This window comes from Shewanella sp. 125m-1 (assembly GCF_052977065.1).
The window spans coordinates 74,328-90,646 of sequence record NZ_JBRILT010000011.1 but is presented as its reverse complement, the minus strand read 5'-3'; the positions used below and the strand labels follow the sequence as shown (position 1 = coordinate 90,646).

At 43.7% G+C, this 16,319-nt stretch carries 11 protein-coding genes; 6 read left to right on the top strand and 5 right to left on the bottom strand.

Features of this window, described 5'->3' with window-relative positions:
* Window positions 1-231: 231 nt before the first annotated feature.
* Entirely contained in the window at window positions 232-2,115 is a 1,884-nt protein-coding gene (locus tag ACVBIK_RS07560) for a beta strand repeat-containing protein (RefSeq protein WP_447169406.1), read from the top strand.
* 161 nt (window positions 2,116-2,276) lie between these two features.
* On the opposite strand, the gene ACVBIK_RS07555 is transcribed toward ACVBIK_RS07560, so the two are convergent.
* Window positions 2,277-2,519 carry a YdcH family protein gene (locus tag ACVBIK_RS07555; protein WP_447169405.1) on the bottom strand — a complete coding sequence of 81 codons (243 nt, stop codon included), beginning with the start codon at window positions 2,517-2,519 and terminating at the stop codon, window positions 2,277-2,279.
* A gap of 507 nt (window positions 2,520-3,026) precedes the next feature.
* Between ACVBIK_RS07555 and ACVBIK_RS07550 the strand changes: the two genes are divergently transcribed.
* Window positions 3,027-4,469: an MBL fold metallo-hydrolase RNA specificity domain-containing protein gene (locus ACVBIK_RS07550; RefSeq protein WP_447160708.1), complete on the top strand. Its 1,443-nt coding sequence runs from the start codon at window positions 3,027-3,029 to the stop codon at window positions 4,467-4,469.
* A gap of 93 nt (window positions 4,470-4,562) precedes the next feature.
* Here the strand turns inward: ACVBIK_RS07550 and ACVBIK_RS07545 are convergent, their stop codons facing one another.
* On the bottom strand, window positions 4,563-6,050 hold the full coding sequence (locus tag ACVBIK_RS07545; protein WP_447163969.1) for a Ppx/GppA phosphatase family protein: 1,488 nt from the start codon (window positions 6,048-6,050) through the stop codon (window positions 4,563-4,565).
* A 6-nt stretch (window positions 6,051-6,056) separates the two neighbouring features.
* Entirely contained in the window at window positions 6,057-8,189 is a 2,133-nt protein-coding gene (gene ppk1 / locus ACVBIK_RS07540; RefSeq protein WP_447169404.1) for a polyphosphate kinase 1, read from the bottom strand.
* A gap of 277 nt (window positions 8,190-8,466) precedes the next feature.
* On the opposite strand from ppk1, the gene ACVBIK_RS07535 reads away from it, so the two are divergent.
* Entirely contained in the window at window positions 8,467-9,522 is a 1,056-nt protein-coding gene (locus tag ACVBIK_RS07535; protein ID WP_447160710.1) for a hypothetical protein, read from the top strand.
* Window positions 9,523-9,573: 51 nt separating this feature from the next.
* Here ACVBIK_RS07535 and ACVBIK_RS07530 read toward each other — a convergent pair whose 3' ends face one another.
* Window positions 9,574-9,981 carry a hypothetical protein gene (locus tag ACVBIK_RS07530; RefSeq protein WP_447160711.1) on the bottom strand — a complete coding sequence of 136 codons (408 nt, stop codon included), beginning with the start codon at window positions 9,979-9,981 and terminating at the stop codon, window positions 9,574-9,576.
* Window positions 9,982-10,396: 415 nt separating this feature from the next.
* Between ACVBIK_RS07530 and glnD the strand changes: the two genes are divergently transcribed.
* Window positions 10,397-12,970: a [protein-PII] uridylyltransferase gene (glnD, locus tag ACVBIK_RS07525; protein ID WP_447169403.1), complete on the top strand. Its 2,574-nt coding sequence runs from the start codon at window positions 10,397-10,399 to the stop codon at window positions 12,968-12,970.
* 168 nt (window positions 12,971-13,138) lie between these two features.
* On the top strand, window positions 13,139-13,729 hold the full coding sequence (locus ACVBIK_RS07520) for an HAD-IB family hydrolase (RefSeq protein ID WP_447160713.1): 591 nt from the start codon (window positions 13,139-13,141) through the stop codon (window positions 13,727-13,729).
* A 126-nt stretch (window positions 13,730-13,855) separates the two neighbouring features.
* Here the strand turns inward: ACVBIK_RS07520 and ACVBIK_RS07515 are convergent, their stop codons facing one another.
* Window positions 13,856-15,394 carry a glutamate synthase-related protein gene (locus tag ACVBIK_RS07515; protein ID WP_447169402.1) on the bottom strand — a complete coding sequence of 513 codons (1,539 nt, stop codon included), beginning with the start codon at window positions 15,392-15,394 and terminating at the stop codon, window positions 13,856-13,858.
* 368 nt (window positions 15,395-15,762) lie between these two features.
* Between ACVBIK_RS07515 and ACVBIK_RS07510 the strand changes: the two genes are divergently transcribed.
* Window positions 15,763-16,218: a hypothetical protein gene (locus ACVBIK_RS07510; protein WP_447160715.1), complete on the top strand. Its 456-nt coding sequence runs from the start codon at window positions 15,763-15,765 to the stop codon at window positions 16,216-16,218.
* The last annotated feature ends 101 nt before the right edge of the window (window positions 16,219-16,319 follow it).

The window sequence follows — 16,319 nt, the reverse complement described above, 5'->3', positions numbered from 1 at the left end:
TTAGGCTAGTTTGGCTTAATACTTTGAGCGGATTCAAGGACGCTTTTCTCTAAGCATAATCTGTGGCGACATTCTGGTTACCCCTGTTGCGAGCTAGTGACTATCTTTTGCTGTCAGCCGAGTACTCAGAATTGTTTTTTGGAGTTTATATTATTGCAATTGCTCCTTGTCGTGGTAAGCGGGCTCGGTCTGTTACCTCAAAATTGTTAATTTAGGGAAAGGTATAGGGATATGAAATACACTAAAATTGCACTGCTGGTCTCATCAGCTATTTTTGCATCGACAAGCGCTTATGCGACGGGAAGCAACAACAATAACGCAGATGTCACTCAAAATGGTGACAGTAACCAAGCATATGTTCTTCAAGCCAACGAAAGTGTGAATAACACTACGACAGTCGATCAAAATGGTAGTGCGAACCAAGCATCTGTTTCGCAAACTGAAACGGCAAATGCAACGGCTGATATCGACCAAGTAGGTCAAGGTAACCGTGCTAATATTGAGCAAAATGACGAGATCAGCACCTCAACGGCAACAATCGACACTACGGGTAATGCGAACGTATCAAGCATTAGACAGCAACGTGGTACGCAGGAAGAAGCGACTGCAATCATCACTCAAAATGGTGATACTAACAACGCGACTATTTTCCAAGACAGTGCCGATGGTTCACTATCAAGCATTACTCAAAACGGTTCTGGTGATACGGCATTTATCAATAACATGGCAACAGATCATGCAAGTGCGACGATTACTCAAAATGTGGGTGGCGGTAATAACGCAACGATTCAACAAGGTGATGCTGATTATGCAACTGCAGAGTTAAACCAAACAGGCAGTGCGAACATTGGTACTATTGATCAGTTCACCAATGCTGATGATTTTGATGATAGCTCAGATTCAACAACCGCGACATTGAATCAAAATGGTGCAGGCAATAATGGTTATATTAGCCAGACAGCGATGCAAACCACGGCAAATGTTAGTCAGTTAGGCGATGCAAACATTGCCAGTGTTACTCAAACTGGTGAAGAGGCTGTAGCTAACCTTGATCAAATTGGTAATAACAACCAAGGCTTTATTAACCAACAAGCTAAAGACAGTGTAACCGCAACACAAACAGGCAATGGTAACGGCCTTTTTGCTAATCAAGCGGGTTCAGAGCATTTAGGTAATACGTTAAGCGCTAGCCAAACTGGTAACCTTAACAACATCTATGTCAATCAAACTGCGGATGCGGGGACTTCACAGTCCGCATCGATTGATCAAATTGGTAATGAAAACCAGGCAACAGTGAATCAGTCAGGTGCAGGCCAAAGCGCTAGCATCACTCAAGCAAGTGATTTAAGTGTTGTTTCGTTAAACCAGCAAGATTTTGGCAACAGCGCGACAGTTAATCAAACTGGTACTGTGCAATCTGCAATTATTACTCAGTTTGATGAATCGAACGTTGCAAACGTGACTCAAGGTGGTATGAATAACCAGCTTTCACTAACTCAGAGTGGCAGCACTGCGGGTAACGGTAATGCAGCAACAGTTAGCCAATTGGGTGACGGTGATTCAGCCATCATTACTCAACTTGGCGAAAGCAACACTGCTGTAGTAGAACAAGCAGACGACAGCTACGGTAACAGCATTAGCATCAATCAAAATGGTCTAGGTAACTTTGCAGCTGCAGGTACGCGCTTTGGTAGCGGTAGCCAAATAACGATTGACCAGCAAGGTACTCATAACGTCATCATGGGCGGTGGTAATACACCAAGTGGTTATGGTGACACCGTTGGAGCGGGTACTTGGGGACGTGATAATTTACTTATGGTTTCTCAAGACGGCACGGGTAACCGCGTTTATGCTGATGCAGCACATGATCAGTCTACTGTAGATATCTCTCAGCAAGGTGACTTCAACGAGGCATCGGTTGAATCATGGTGGGGAGAGCAAAATGATATCACTGTTGCTCAAACGGGTGAGTCTCATGTTACTGATGTGCATGTTTATGGTGGCGTAGGTAACCATGTTTCTGTGACTCAATATAATGTAAAGAACACTGCCATTGTAACGTCAACGGGCAGTCATAATAGTGCGACAATTATTCAAGGCAGCATGCCTCAGTAATGAATAACAATGACTAAAAAAGGGAGCTTCGGCTCCCTTTTTGTTGTCAGCTAATGACTCAGAACTTGCTGACTCACATTAGCTGATTAAGCCATAGTTGATTAAGCCTTAGTTGATTAAGTCTTAATTGGTTTAGCTTTGGCTGATTAAGTGTTAACTAATCAAGCGTTGGTGTTGAGGCGATGAAACAGTGAGTCTTTTAACTCTGCTCTATCATGCTTCAGTTGATTCATGGCGTCGTCATCAATAGGCGCGCCTCTTAATTCAAGTTCGCGGATCTCTTTATCTAGCGCATTGTAGTGCTTGGTATCTTTAGCAAAAGCTTCATCGGTTTGGCAAAGCTTAACAATGATATCTTGGTACTCAGGAAACTCATGCATTATTGAGTGGTTTTCGCCTAACATATCAACCCCTAAATCGTTAATGGACAGTATTGTTACAAAGCTAAGTAAAGCTAATCGTAGGATTAATTTCAAGGTTACTTGTTGAGGTTTAATACTTCTTTCACAATTAAGCTTACGTAACAACTGCTCATCTTACCTAAAATCTGGGCGATATTTGCAGCCTATTTTACGTTACAACTTACTTATTGAGCTGGCTTGGTTCTCTCGATTACACTTATTCGATTGTACGGATTGTGTCGTTAACCAAGCAGCTATTCTCGATAGAACAAGTAACATTTACAGGCCATGACCTTGACAACCTTAGCTTTAATTTTGGCGTCAACTGACTTTAAAGCCTTGGCATTGATGATTGTCATAAAGGCAGTGGATTTTAAAGCTCCTTTATTTTGATCTCCAACTAGTCGGGATCAGCTTAAGGGTTTATCTTTTAATGATAAGCACCAGAGTTGACTCACCCCATATTGAAGTAACCCAAAGGGGGACGGTGCCTTTATAAGGAAGATTGCTATGCAGATGACTCTCTCTTTTCTTGGCGCTGCGCAAGAGGTGACAGGCTCTTGTCACCTACTCAATATTGATGGTCAGCAAGTGTTGCTCGATTGCGGCCTGATCCAGGGCAGTAAGGCTGATGTGTTACGAAATCATGACCCTTTTGCTTTCACGCCGTCACAGATCCAAGCGGTGGTATTAAGCCACGCCCACATCGATCACTCTGGGCGGCTGCCCTTACTGGTAAAGTCAGGCTTTACTGGGCCTATATATAGCCATAAGGCGACGGTAGAGCTTTGTGCGGTAATGCTCAGAGACGCCGCCATGCTCCAAGCCAGAGATATAGAGAGACTCAACAAGAAGCGTGCAAGGAATGATTTACCTTTATTAGAGCCGTTATTCGATGATGGCGACGTTGACCGTGTTATGCAGCAGTTTGTGGCGCTCGATTATGGCGAGAAAGCGCAAGTGATCCCACAGCTTAAGGTGTGTTTGTCTGATGCGGGACATATTTTAGGCTCCGCTGTGGTGGAACTTTGGCTAGGTGAGGGCGAAGCGACTAAAAAACTCGTCTTTAGCGGCGATCTTGGCCGTGAAGGCATGCCGATATTAGATGACCCAAGTTTAATCGATACGGCGGATTTGGTATTGATGGAAAGCACTTACGGTAACAGGTTACACCGTAGTTGGGACGATACGCTAGAAGAGCTTAAATCAATATTTGCACGTACCATAGAGCAGAGCCGTGGCAATATTTTACTGCCTGCATTTTCAGTTGGCCGAGCCCAGGAGTTGCTCTATCTGTTTCACCTCTACGCTAAAGAGTGGGATCTGTCTCACTGGCGTATTTGTCTCGATAGCCCTATGGCAATAAAAGCGACCAAGATCTATGTCGAGAATTATAACTTAATGGATGAGGATTTTAAGCGCTTCACCCGCTTATCGCCCGGTAAGCACCCGTTACTATCGAATGTGGATTTTATCGATTCCACTGAAGAGTCAATGGAGCTCAACCATATTCACCAAGGACTGATTATTATCGCGGGCAGTGGTATGTGTAACGGTGGTCGTATTCGTTGTCATTTAGAGCATAACCTAGCTAATAGTCAGTCTGATGTGATTATTTGTGGCTATCAAGCGCAGGGGACGCCAGGACGATTGTTAGTCGATGGTGCGACAAGTTTAACCATCAGCGGCCAAAGTATTAATGTTGCAGCGAGGCTACATACGATTGGTGGGTTATCGGCTCATGCTGATCAGGCTGAACTGCTGCGCTGGTATCGACATTTTAACGACTCGCCGCCTCTTGTGCTGGTGCATGGCGAGAGTGAATCGCAGCAAGCGTTGTTGGCTGCACTTAATGAAGATGCGCACAATGCGCCAACTCACAGTGCGATAGCTGAGCAGGGAAACTGTTTAGATCTCACGCAACTGCCTAAGTTTGTTTGGTTAACGCAATAACAATAGCTTTAACAATCGATAGCTAAGAGCAGCCTTAGGGCCGCTCTTTATGTTGTTACTTTTTATTACGCTTCACAGGGTGTTTCTCTGGGGTTAAAAGTGAAGCTTAATGCCTAGTTTGGCGATCTTCGATTGCTCAACCGCTAAATCTCGACTCAATAGCAGTTTTTCTTCATCAGGCATGTCAGGGATGATTAATATAACATGGTTATCTTTAACAGCCATTTTCAACTGTACCGGTTGAGTGCTAATCCGTCCTAAGTTAACCACGATAGCTATTCGAAAGATAACGAGTAACCTGGTTATGAGTAATTTATCTTCTGGCTCCAGTAGCTCAACTCTATTTTGATTGATGCGTTTTCTATGGTTTAACACAAGTAGTGCGAGCAGGGTCTGTTGATGCTGACTAAAACCCGGAAGATCGCTATTTTCAATAATATAGCCACCATGTTTATGATGGGATCGTGAGTTAATATGGATGCCTATCTCGTGTAGTTCGGCTCCGCTTTCTAGCAACCAAAGGTAAGGCGAAATCTGCCAGTCCTCGCTGACTTGCTCAAATAGATGATTGATAGAGTGACTGACATTACTCGCCTGGACAGGATCGGCATGATAGAGCTGTGCCAAGCTGGTAACGGTGCGCTGCTTAATGCTTTTTTGTTGGCCTATTTGTGCCAGCTCGTACAAGATCCCCTCACGTAAAGCCCCTTGGGCAACTTGCATGGTATCTATGGCGAGGCGTTTGAAAAAACTGATCAATATACACAGACCAGCAGGCAGTAGCGCAATGCGTTTGGGGTCAAGATTGGGCAGGTTTATATTATCGATATGACGTGCATCTAACAGATATTGTTTGAGCGTAATTAAGCGTTCTAATGTAATGTCAGTCGGTGTTTCTTGTTGGTGATTTATCGCTTCATATATCGCTTTGACACTGCCTGAGCTTCCGAGCACTAATTGCCAGTTTCCCTTAAAATAGGCATTGGGTAGTAAAGAAAACTGCTTATCGGCTGAAGTCTGTGCGGCCTTGAAGCTGGCTTTGTCGAGTACGCCAGAAGAAAAAAAGCGCTTGTTATAACTCACACAGCCACATTTGAGGCTGGCTAATGCTGTGGCTTTTGTTTGCTTGCCTATCACAACCTCGGTCGAACCACCGCCAATATCGATAACCAAATTGCGTGTTTGCAGGCTTTGGCTATTGCTGATCCCACTGTAGATCAATCTCGCCTCTTCATGGCCCGATACAATCTCTATCGAGTAGGGGATGATCTTATAGGCGGCCTTAATAAACTGGCGGGCATTCTTAGCGACTCTAAGGGCATGGGTTGCCACCAGACGCACTCTGGGTTGTTCTAGTCCTGAAAAGCGCTGATGAAATTCAGTTAAACAAGTGAGGCCGCGCTCAATGGCTTGCTGATCTAGCTGGCCGTTGTCTGCAATACCTTCTGCGAGCTGAACCTGGCGCTTTTCTTTATGTAAGATCTGAATCGTGCCGTCTTGCTGTCTTGCAATCACTAAGTGAAAGCTATTAGAGCCCATATCGATAGCAACAAAATGGACTGAGTTGTCTTGTGGGGCCACGTTCTATTAAGCCTTCTTTTGTATGGTGTCAGTTTGCCAATAAACAAATGGCGCAGGAGAGTTCGCTAGTATTTGTGCTTGAGTTGCTTCGTAGCGTTGTAAATATTGATGAATAGCCATTTGGCTACGTACCTTTTTTCTATTACCGCGGGAGCGGTATTGATTACTTTGCTCTTGATCGACTATACGAGATTTAGTGTTATCACTTAGCTGGATATGGATGATATCGATAATCATCTTTTTGAGCGCCTGGCTATAAATTGGCGTACAAACTTCAACTCGCTCGTCAAGGTTGCGAGTCATCCAGTCAGATGAGCCTAAAAAGAGTTTCTGTTCACCATTGGCATGAAATAGCATCACGCGAGAATGCTCTAAATAGCGATCAACAATACTGTACACCTCGATATTACTACTGACTCCAGCAAGTTGCGGAATGAGTATGCACATGCCGCGAATAATCAGCTTAATGCTCACACCTGCTTGAGAGGCCTGATACAGCTTTTCGACCATGACTTTATCGACTAAATTGTTTAGCTTCAGCGTGATAGCCGCGGGCTTGCTCAGCTTAGCGCTATCAATTTCATCATCGATAAGGTTGAGCCATTGCTGCCTTGAATTAAAGGGCGATACGATTAAGTGATCAAAGTAATCTCGCTGATAGGGACGCTTAAGTAGATCAAAGACATGCTTAACCTCTCGGGCAATGGCTTGGTTAGCGGTAAACAGTGAGAAGTCAGTATAAAAACGCGCAGTACCTTCATTAAAGTTGCCTGAACCAATATGAGCGTATAGCCGAGTTTTGTCGTTTTCTTTACGGCTGATCAGGCAAAGTTTTGAGTGTACTTTTAGGCTCGGGATCCCGTGATGCACCTTAACGCCAGCCTCTGCTAAGCGTTTGGTCCAATCGATATTGGATTGTTCATCAAAGCGGGCTCTGAGTTCGATAACCGCAGTCACTTGCTTACCGTTTTGTACAGCATCGATAAGAGACTGCATGATGTGGCTGTTTTTGGCGACGCGATAAAGGTTAATCTTAATTGAATGTACAGCCGGATCGAATGCGGCTTGACGCACCAACTCAGTAAAGTGAGAGAATTTATGATACGGGTAGTTCAGTGCAATATCGCTGTGATTTATGGCGTCAAAACAGTTGTTGAAAGCATTGAATTGGCTACTTTCGATGGCGCTAAGGGTCTCATAGCTATGCTTGCGTCGACTCGATACCGGAAAGTCGATAAAGTCTTTAAAGCTGTGGTAACGCCCGCCAGGCACTAAGCATTCGGTTGAGCTGATGCTTAAGCTTCGTTTTAACATCTTTAGCATAGAGCTTGGCATGTTTCGGTCAAAAACCAGTCTTACGGGTTGTGCCTGTAAACGCTTGCGAATGGCATTACTCATTTGTTCTAACTGAGTTTTTTCAAGTTCCTCAGTAATATCAAAGTCTGCATCTCGGGTCATTTTCATTGAATAGACCTGGATGCTGTCGTAGTCAAAGAAAGGCTGGAACAGCTGGTCGATACAGTGGCGAATGATATTGTCTAGTAAGATAAAATGTCTATTCTTACTTGATTTTTCATGGGGAAGCTCAATAAAGCGAGGTAAGTTGGTATTGGGGATTTTTACAAATGCATAGCGACTCACCTCTCCCTTTTGCAAGCTTGTGCAAAGGTAAGTCGAGTCATCATCAATATGGTTAATAAGCTTATTCTGCTTGGTGATGATAAGTGGGGCGATGTGACGAATAAGCTGATCTTTAAAGTATTTATTTAGCCAGGCACTATGAAAGTCACTGAGCTGTTTCTCATTAATCAAGAAGATGTTTTCTCGTGCAAGGGCTTTCATCAAGGCATGATAAGTGTCATCGAAATGCTCCTGAAGCTTAAGCACTTTATCTTGGATCTTATTCATCAGCTTCTGGTTTTTATCTGATGCGTTGGGGTAAGCGAGTAATATTTCACGCCTCACCGCTGCCACTCTGACTTTGAAAAATTCGTCCATATTACTGGAGTAGATCCCTAAGAATCTGACCCTTTCGATTAGCGGAACAGCCTTATCACACGCTTCTTGTAATACCCGTTCGTTGAAAGATAACCAAGAGAGTTCTTTGTCGATAAATAAATCTGGATTGATTGAAGACACTGCCTATCCTATTTTGATTCAGCTTAAATACATCGTTGAGCTAATCGCGCTAGCGCATCCTGCTAGATAGATTCTTACTCCATATAACGCCAGTTTATTGAGCTTGTATGACACTTTTATTTAAATACGCCATAGATGAGCAAAACTATTGTTAGTGCAGCATGGTGCAACTTATTGGTCATATTCGCGGGTTAAGGTTGAAAATCCAGATGTAAAGCCGATGTGATGAGTGATACTCTTGCGAAACATTTCTTTCATGTTTTGAGTACCATACTTGTTGTATAAGCGATTATTCTTCCCTCTGGCTTTAGCGTGTTATCACAGCTTATTTGTCCCGGTACATGCCTCTGAAATACGGGGGGCAGAGGCTAATACTGCCAAGAGCGATACTCAGGCTGATACTACAAAGAGGGATACTCAGGCCGAAACGAATGATCAGAGCCAGGATGAAGATCCGTCGTCTCTTAGTGCTGAAGACGATCCTTGCTATAGCCAGTCGCAGATGGAAGGCACAATCGATAGGGCTTTTGATTACCTCAATACTAAGTTTTGTCAGCCTGCTATTTGGTTTGATAGCTTTTTTGTGGATGAGCGCGTCGAAGAGGATGCTAGAGCAGGCACTATAGTGCGCTGGTATAACGACTTTTCTTATTATGAAAAAGAAGGGTTTAAGTATCGGGCTAACCTTAACGCTAGATTGCATTTACCCGGTGTCACTAAACGTGTAAAGCTTATTTTGGACTCAACAGGCGAAGATGACCCTTTTGCGTTTATTAAATCTCCAAATGACAAAAATGAAAGAGACATTGGACTGAGGTACGACTGGTACGCCAAAGATCGTGTCAGTTTTAATATTAAGGCTAACTTTAAACCTAAAGTAGAAGCGCGTTGGCGCTACACTTATCCCATTTCTGACAGTACAGTGACTCGGTTAACTCAGAAGCTTTATCAGGAGAAAAAGGTGACGGGGGAGTCGACTGAATTTGATGTTGAGCATGCTTTTAACGAAACATTTGTGGGGCGCTGGAGTGCGGTAGCACAGTACGAGAGTCGTGGTAATGGTTGGGAGTTTGGTTCAAGTGCCAAGCTGTATCAATACATCAATAATAAACAAGCGCTAAGTTACCAAGCCAGCATTTATGGCGTTAATGAGCCTTATCATTATGTGAAAAATGCCAGTGTCAGCCTCACTTATCGGCAGAATGTTGCCAGGGATTGGCTATTCTATTCGATCACTCCTGAATATAATTGGAGTAAAGAGGATGAGTTTTCAGAGCGTATCAATCAATTCATCCTTACATTTTCTCTCGAAGTGCTATTCCAGAATGTGTAGCATTACTGCTACTGGGATTAACTTTGCCATTATTGTTATTGGCTAACAGTATTAATCGACACCAATAACCGCGTTGATGCTAGGCTCGGTTTTTATCTCAGCCTGTAGGACAGGGGTTGTTAGCTGCTCTGCCAAGATAATAAGACTATCGGTATAGGAAAACCCATAGCCATAGCCACCTTCAGTGCTGACGCCATTACCGAGTAGGTGAGGGTCGCTGAAGTGATCTTTAAAGACATAATCTCCAGACGTCACAGGGGTTATCTGCTGCACTTTAAAGCCATCATTATTCAAGGCTTCGATAGCTTGTTGCAGATCATCATTGAGGCGTTCGTTATCAATCTTACAGGTTGAATATTCAAAGTCAGATGTTTTCGGCTTCGCGGCCCACATCTCCTCACGCTTATCGGTTTCAATCTTGGCAAAATAGCTCTTCACTAATACTATTTTCTGTTTCATTGATGCGCCTTAGTCTGTTATTTTCGTGCAATATTTAGAGGCGTTGATAACGCGAGTCTTGTCTGTTTAACGCTACAGATTACTCTATTAGCACTAACCGGTAAATATGATTAACTCTTTATTATTCAAGGCGGTTATAGAGGGGGAATGACGGTGGGTTAGCGAAAATACTTTCACAATGTTATTGCAACGGCTATTCATTTTTGTTGATAAAGGTAGGCTTATCTTGCTAGGTAACGCTAGCTAAATCTGTGATTTGTTGAAAAAAAGTCCTGTAATTGTTATGGTTGTGTCGCGATTAATCCAGTCAAATCATGTTTTCAGCGAACTAAATAGCACGTTGAATGTTGTCATCTACCTTGGTGTCTTAAGGTATAAACCAGTGGTTATATAGCGAATAGGAAAGTACCTTATTATGTCTAATATAGTGGAACTGAATTCTCTCTCGGAGTTGAAGTTTCATATAAAAACCTTCGACGAAAAGCTTAACGAGCAGTTTTTAACGCTGCCTGTGCAAACTCTACTTAAGAGGCGCGCTAAGCATATAGACGAAATGTTGGTTGCATTATGGAAGATGTACAACCTGCATAATACCTCTATGTCACTTAATGCGGTGGGAGGATATGGTCGAAGGGCACTGCATCCAAGGTCTGATATCGATTTAGCCATTATTGTCGAGCAAGAACTGACCCCACATCAGCAAGAACAATTATCACTTTTTCTCACCCGCCTCTGGGATTTTGGTTTAGATATAGGCCAAACCGTTAGAACACTCTCTGAATCGACAGAATCAGCCCGCTCAGATATTACCATTGCCACCAACCTGCTCGATATCCGCTGTTTAGTTGGCGCCAAAAAACATGCGCAAACCATTAAAGAGCAGCTTTATCAAAATCAGCTATGGACCAGCCTGTCTTTCTACGATGCTAAAATGGCTGAGCAGCAATTAAGGCACAATAAAGCGCTAAACACCGCACTTTATTTAGAGCCCAATCTTAAGAATAACCCTGGTGGATTGCGCGATGTGCATACGATCATGTGGATTGCGCAAAAGCATTTCTCATTGGCTAATGCCAACGCCCTTAAAACCATAGGCTTTTTACAGCAAGATGAAGTGTATGAGCTGCTCGAAGCGTATGACTTCATCTGCCGTGTTAGATGGGCGCTTCACTGCGTGACACAATCGGCGCAGGATGTTTTGTTATTTGAGCATCAAGCAGGTGTGGCCGAGTTTATGCAGTTTGGCCAAGGCGATAATAGCCAGTTGGCGATCGAACGTATGATGCGTCAACTCTTTAGAGCCATGACGCGTGTGCGAGAGTTAAATCAAATTATCTGTGACTCATTTAAGCTTGATACGCTAAACGAAACCGAGCGCGGCAATCTGCAATCAATTGATAAATACTTCAGTGTTTGTAACGGACTGATTGAGGTTAAGTTTACTCAGGCGTTTATTGATAAACGCCAAGTGGTGCGGATGTTCAAGCTTATTGCTGAGAACGATAATATTGATGGCATTGCGCCGCAAACCCTTAGATTACTTAGGCAAACTCGCCGTGGTTTATTGGGTGAGTTACAAGATTATCAAGGGTGTCGTGAAGAGTTTTTAGCGATTTTGGCGCACCCTAAGGGACTGCGTAAATGTTTAGGTTTAATGCACCGTTACGGCGTACTCGCTGCGTATTGCTCACAGTGGCATGCTATTGAAGGTCAGATGCAGTTTGACATGCATAACGCTTTTACTGTGGATGAGCACACCTTTAAAGCGATCCAATATATCGATAGCTTTGCCCTCAATAAGAAAAACAGCCTTACCTATAGTATTTATCAAAATATTGGTAATCGATTCGCACTGGTATTTGCCACACTCTGTCATCACCTATCTGGGAAGCAGGCGATTGAAAACAGCGAATTAAGTGCAATTCAAGCGAAAGAGTTAGCCGAGGAACATTTGCTTAAAGCCTCGACCACAGCGCTGATTTATTGGCTAGTGGCGAATCAAGATGTACTCATTAGTGCCATTCAAACCCAAGATATTAGCGATCCTGATGTTATAAAACACTTGGCTAAATCCATTGGCTCGGAGGGTAAGCTAAACGCACTGTTTTTGTTTACCATTGCCGATATGATGGCGACCAACGAAAGCTACTGGAATGACTGGCAAGAAAGCCAGTTAACTCAACTGTATATGGCGGTTCGTGAGACGTTAAAGCAGGGGATTGAAAATATATTCGAAGTGCGAACAGTTATCCGTGAAAACCAGGCGGATGCCAAGGCTGAGTTGCTAAAACAGGGGGTTGAGGAAGATCGCCTTAATCGCTTCTGGCACAGTTTACCGAATAACTTCTTTAGTGGTAATTCGTTAGTGGATATCATTGAGATAAGCCAAGGTATTTTGGCGGGGGAAGCGGGCACGACTCGAGTGTTGGTGGGTAAAAATGGTGAAAACGGCTTTACCAGTATTTTTGTTTATACCGAGGATAGGCCTAAGCTGTTTGTTGACCTGTTTAAGACGTTAGCAAGTTCGAAGCTTAAGGTGAAAGATGCACAGATGATGCAGACTAAAAATGGTCAAGTATTGGAGATAATTAAGGTGCTAGATCATAAAGATGAGCCTATTGATGATGAGCCAAGGTTAGAGCAAATAGTTAAGCGGATCTATCGCGCTATTGACCAAAAAGACAGACCTAGAAAACTCATGACGCCAAGAGCATTGAAGAATTTCGATAGTCCTCCGGTCGTAACAGTGCTGCACACCACAAAGAAAAATAGAGCCCTACTAAAGGTAAATACCTTAGATGACCCTATTTATTTAGAGCAGATCTGTAATCTATTATCTGAACGTAACCTGAGTATCCACTCGGCGAAAATTAGTACCTTAGGGGAATGTACCGAAAATGTATTTTTGGTCTCTAACGCAGAAAACAGTTCCTTTGGTCATGATGAACAGTTAAAACTCGTGGATATTATTGAAGAAGAGATAGCCTAACCTCAGTTAAAATGCCTGATTAATTTGTGGTTAAGGCTAGGGTTAGAGTGAGAGTTAGAGTTAAGAGTTAGATGTTAGACATTAATTAAGCATTAAGCATTAAGCATTAAGCATTAAGCATTAAGCATTAAGCATTAAGCATTAAGAGTTAGGCGTTAGGAGAACGATTTGAAATTGGTTTTGTTTGATTTTGATGGCACCTTGACTCAACAAGATATGTTTACCAAATTTATCCTTTACTCTGCCACGCCTGTGCGATTAGTGCTTGGCATGGTATTTATGTCACCGCTTTATCTGCTATACAAGTTAGGTATTATCCCTGCGAGAAGGCTTCGGCCGTTTGTGAGTTTTTTTGCGTTTGCTGGCCGCAATAAACAGCAAGTTGAGGCCATAGGGCAAGTTTATGCAGATAAGATCATCCCCAGCCATATTCGACTCGATGCAATGCAAACCCTCAAGCAACATCAAGCAGATGGTGCGACCATTGTCCTCGTCTCAGCCTCACTAGATCTCTACCTTAAACCTTGGTGTCAGATGATGAATATTGAGCTTATCTGCAGCGAAATGGCCTACCATGATCAGCGCTATACTGGCTACTACAGTGCTGATGATTGCAGTTGCCATGTCAAAGCTGACAAGGTCAGTAAACAGTTTGATTTAAGCCAGTACAATATCATTTATGCTTATGGTGACACTAAAGAGGATTTAGCCATGTTGGCGCTGGCTGATAAAGCCTATATGCGGGGAGTGGAGCAGTAAAGGGGCTACTCTTGTTAGTTGTCAACGTTGTAAATATTAAAGCCCTAGTTTCTCACTAGGGCTTTTAAAAATAATGTATTAACCATTAATGGAACTTTAAAGTCTTGGATAGTGCTCTGTGGACTGTTAAGGCGCCATAAATCCGGAATATTCAACCCCGGTTAATCGAGCCATTTCAATATGCCATGTGGCTAAATCGTCCTTATTAAACTGACTCAAGTCGTCATGGCCACAAGCGCGGGCCATGACCTGCATAAGTTGCACCGAAGCGTTAAAAAAATTCTGTAATTGCTTGGCAGAGTTATCAATGTTAAGCCTTTTGCGAAGCTCAGGGTTTTGAGTCGCGATGCCAGAAGGGCAGTTGTTGGTATTACATATTCGCGCGGCAACACAGCCAATTGATTGTATTGCACTATTTGATATTGCTACACCATCGGCGCCTAAGGCGAGCGCTTTGACAAAGTCGATGGGAGTACGTATACCGCCAGTGGCAATTAACGTGACTCGACCACTCTCACCTTGCTGCTCAAGGTAACGTCTTGCTCTAGCAATCGCAGGAATAGTCGGCACACTGATATGGTTGCGAAAAATGTCAGGTGCCGCTCCGGTGCTGCCTCCTCGGCCGTCAAGTATGATGTAATCGGCACTGGCATCTAAAGCAAATTGAATATCGCGTTCGATATGGTTAGCGCTGAGCTTGAAGCCAATGGGAATACCGCCCGATACTTCTCGGACACGGTCGGCAAACCGCTTAAAGTCAGCGCTACTTTTAAGATCGGTAAAGGTAGGGGGCGAGATAGCATCAGTGCCTTCAGGTAAACCACGCACTTCAGATATTTTTCCAACATTTTTACTCGCGGGTAAGTGGCCACCAGTACCTGTTTTTGCGCCTTGGCCGCCTTTAAAGTGAAAGCTTTGCACTTGGCTCAGCAAGGCTTCTTTATAGCCAAATTTTGCGCTGGCCAGTTCATAGAAATAACGCGAGTTTTCGGCTTTCTCCTCCGCTAACATCCCTCCCTCACCAGAGCAGATCCCAGTGCCTGCGAGTTCAGCGCCACGGGCGAGTGCTATTTTGGCCTCCTCAGATAGGGCCCCAAAACTCATATCAGAAACAAACAGTGGGATGGCTAATTTAAGTGGTTTACGTGCCTGTGGGCCAATGATGAGCTCGGTTGATACTTCTATGTCTTCCATTAAAGGTTTTGTGGCCATTTGTGCCACCATCAATTGTAAATCGTCCCAGTGTGGGAGCTCGTTGCGTGGTACGCCCATCGCGGTCATTGGGCCATGGCGGCCAACTTTAGATAAGCCTTCTCGTGCCAGTAGGTGGATATATTCAAGGGTCGGCTCTGCTGGCGTATTGGTAGCCTGGGGAGGCGCGTCGCTGATAAGAGTGACTTCAGGGCCTTGTTTACCTACATCGGCTTGAACAAATTGTTCATGTGAGCCGTCGCAAAGAGGCGGATTAGCACTGTATTTACACTGACACAGATAGACTTCTTCGTTGTTATCAGCAGTGAATGCCAGAGGTGTAAACTCGGTACCAGCATGGGAACCGTCACAAAAAGGCTGGCTTTTAGAGCGACCGCAGCGACAAAAGTAGTACTCTTTTCCCTGTACTAGGGTGACTTTAGCTGGTTTGTTATCGGCAATGATAGGTTTCATTTCCCCCCCTTAAGGTGTGCACCACTAAAAATTTGACGTCGAAAGTTGCTTAAAGCATAGCCATAAATCTATTCACTTGATGTTTTTAACATGCTGATGGATTTGAATTAAGGCCTAGCTTGCGGATTAGGATGACTGCCGGCGCTCTTGATTAAGCACACTTGTTCAAGGGGGGAGTTCAAGCTTTAAATAGAAAGCTTTCTATTTAAAGCCTTGGGCCAGCAGTTAACTCAGCTTGAACATTTGATAAATCACGACTAAGTTTTTTAGCTGAGTCTTTTACTTATTCAGAGTCCACTCTTTACCACTTGCAGGATTAGCGAAAAGCTAAAGAGCCTTATAGAGTCGCTCTATATGAAGGTACCAAAATGAGCCAGTTAAAAAAGTTACTAGTCATCATCAGTGTTTTCTTTTGTGCCATGTTAAGTGCTCAAGAGCACTATGATGCTCCCTCTAAAGGCGCTAAAGATATGCCCGGGGCAAAGGGCACCTTTGCTTTTAAACCTACAGATTGGATAGCCGGTGAAACAACCTGGTGGAAAGATACCGACGGTGTGGCCCCTGATGTGGCTGGATGTCACGTGGCTACCGATATAGAAGGTAACTTAAACGGAAGAACCTTTGGAGAAGCCTGCCTTGAAAATGGCTTGCTGGTGGAGTCAAACCCAGGTAAAGATGTGCTGCACCGTCATACCGATGATACCGGTCACCCTGATGTATTTGATTGTAATGCCTGGTGTGTGGGGACGGGCAATACTAGTGGTATGTGCACCGTGGCTCAGGCTGATCCATGTGGAGCGTCTGCCGTGTGTCAGTGCCAATAAATTGCTATTGACTCGAACGTTCGCGTATCTCTGGTTGATGATGTTTTTTGAGTGATGTCTTTTGGTGACCTTTGATGACTTTGCGCTGTTAAGGCAAGGTC

Excerpts from the sequence above, each read along its gene's own strand:
- ACVBIK_RS07560 (WP_447169406.1), top strand. The coding sequence starts at position 232 with ATGAAATACACTAAAATTGCACTGCTGGTCTCATCAGCTATTTTTGCA.
- ACVBIK_RS07555 (WP_447169405.1), bottom strand. The coding sequence starts at position 2,519 with ATGTTAGGCGAAAACCACTCAATAATGCATGAGTTTCCTGAGTACCAA.
- ACVBIK_RS07550 (WP_447160708.1), top strand. The coding sequence starts at position 3,027 with ATGCAGATGACTCTCTCTTTTCTTGGCGCTGCGCAAGAGGTGACAGGC.
- ACVBIK_RS07530 (WP_447160711.1), bottom strand. The coding sequence starts at position 9,981 with ATGAAACAGAAAATAGTATTAGTGAAGAGCTATTTTGCCAAGATTGAA.
- glnD (WP_447169403.1), top strand. The coding sequence starts at position 10,397 with ATGTCTAATATAGTGGAACTGAATTCTCTCTCGGAGTTGAAGTTTCAT.
- ACVBIK_RS07515 (WP_447169402.1), bottom strand. The coding sequence starts at position 15,394 with ATGAAACCTATCATTGCCGATAACAAACCAGCTAAAGTCACCCTAGTA.
- ACVBIK_RS07510 (WP_447160715.1), top strand. The coding sequence starts at position 15,763 with ATGAGCCAGTTAAAAAAGTTACTAGTCATCATCAGTGTTTTCTTTTGT.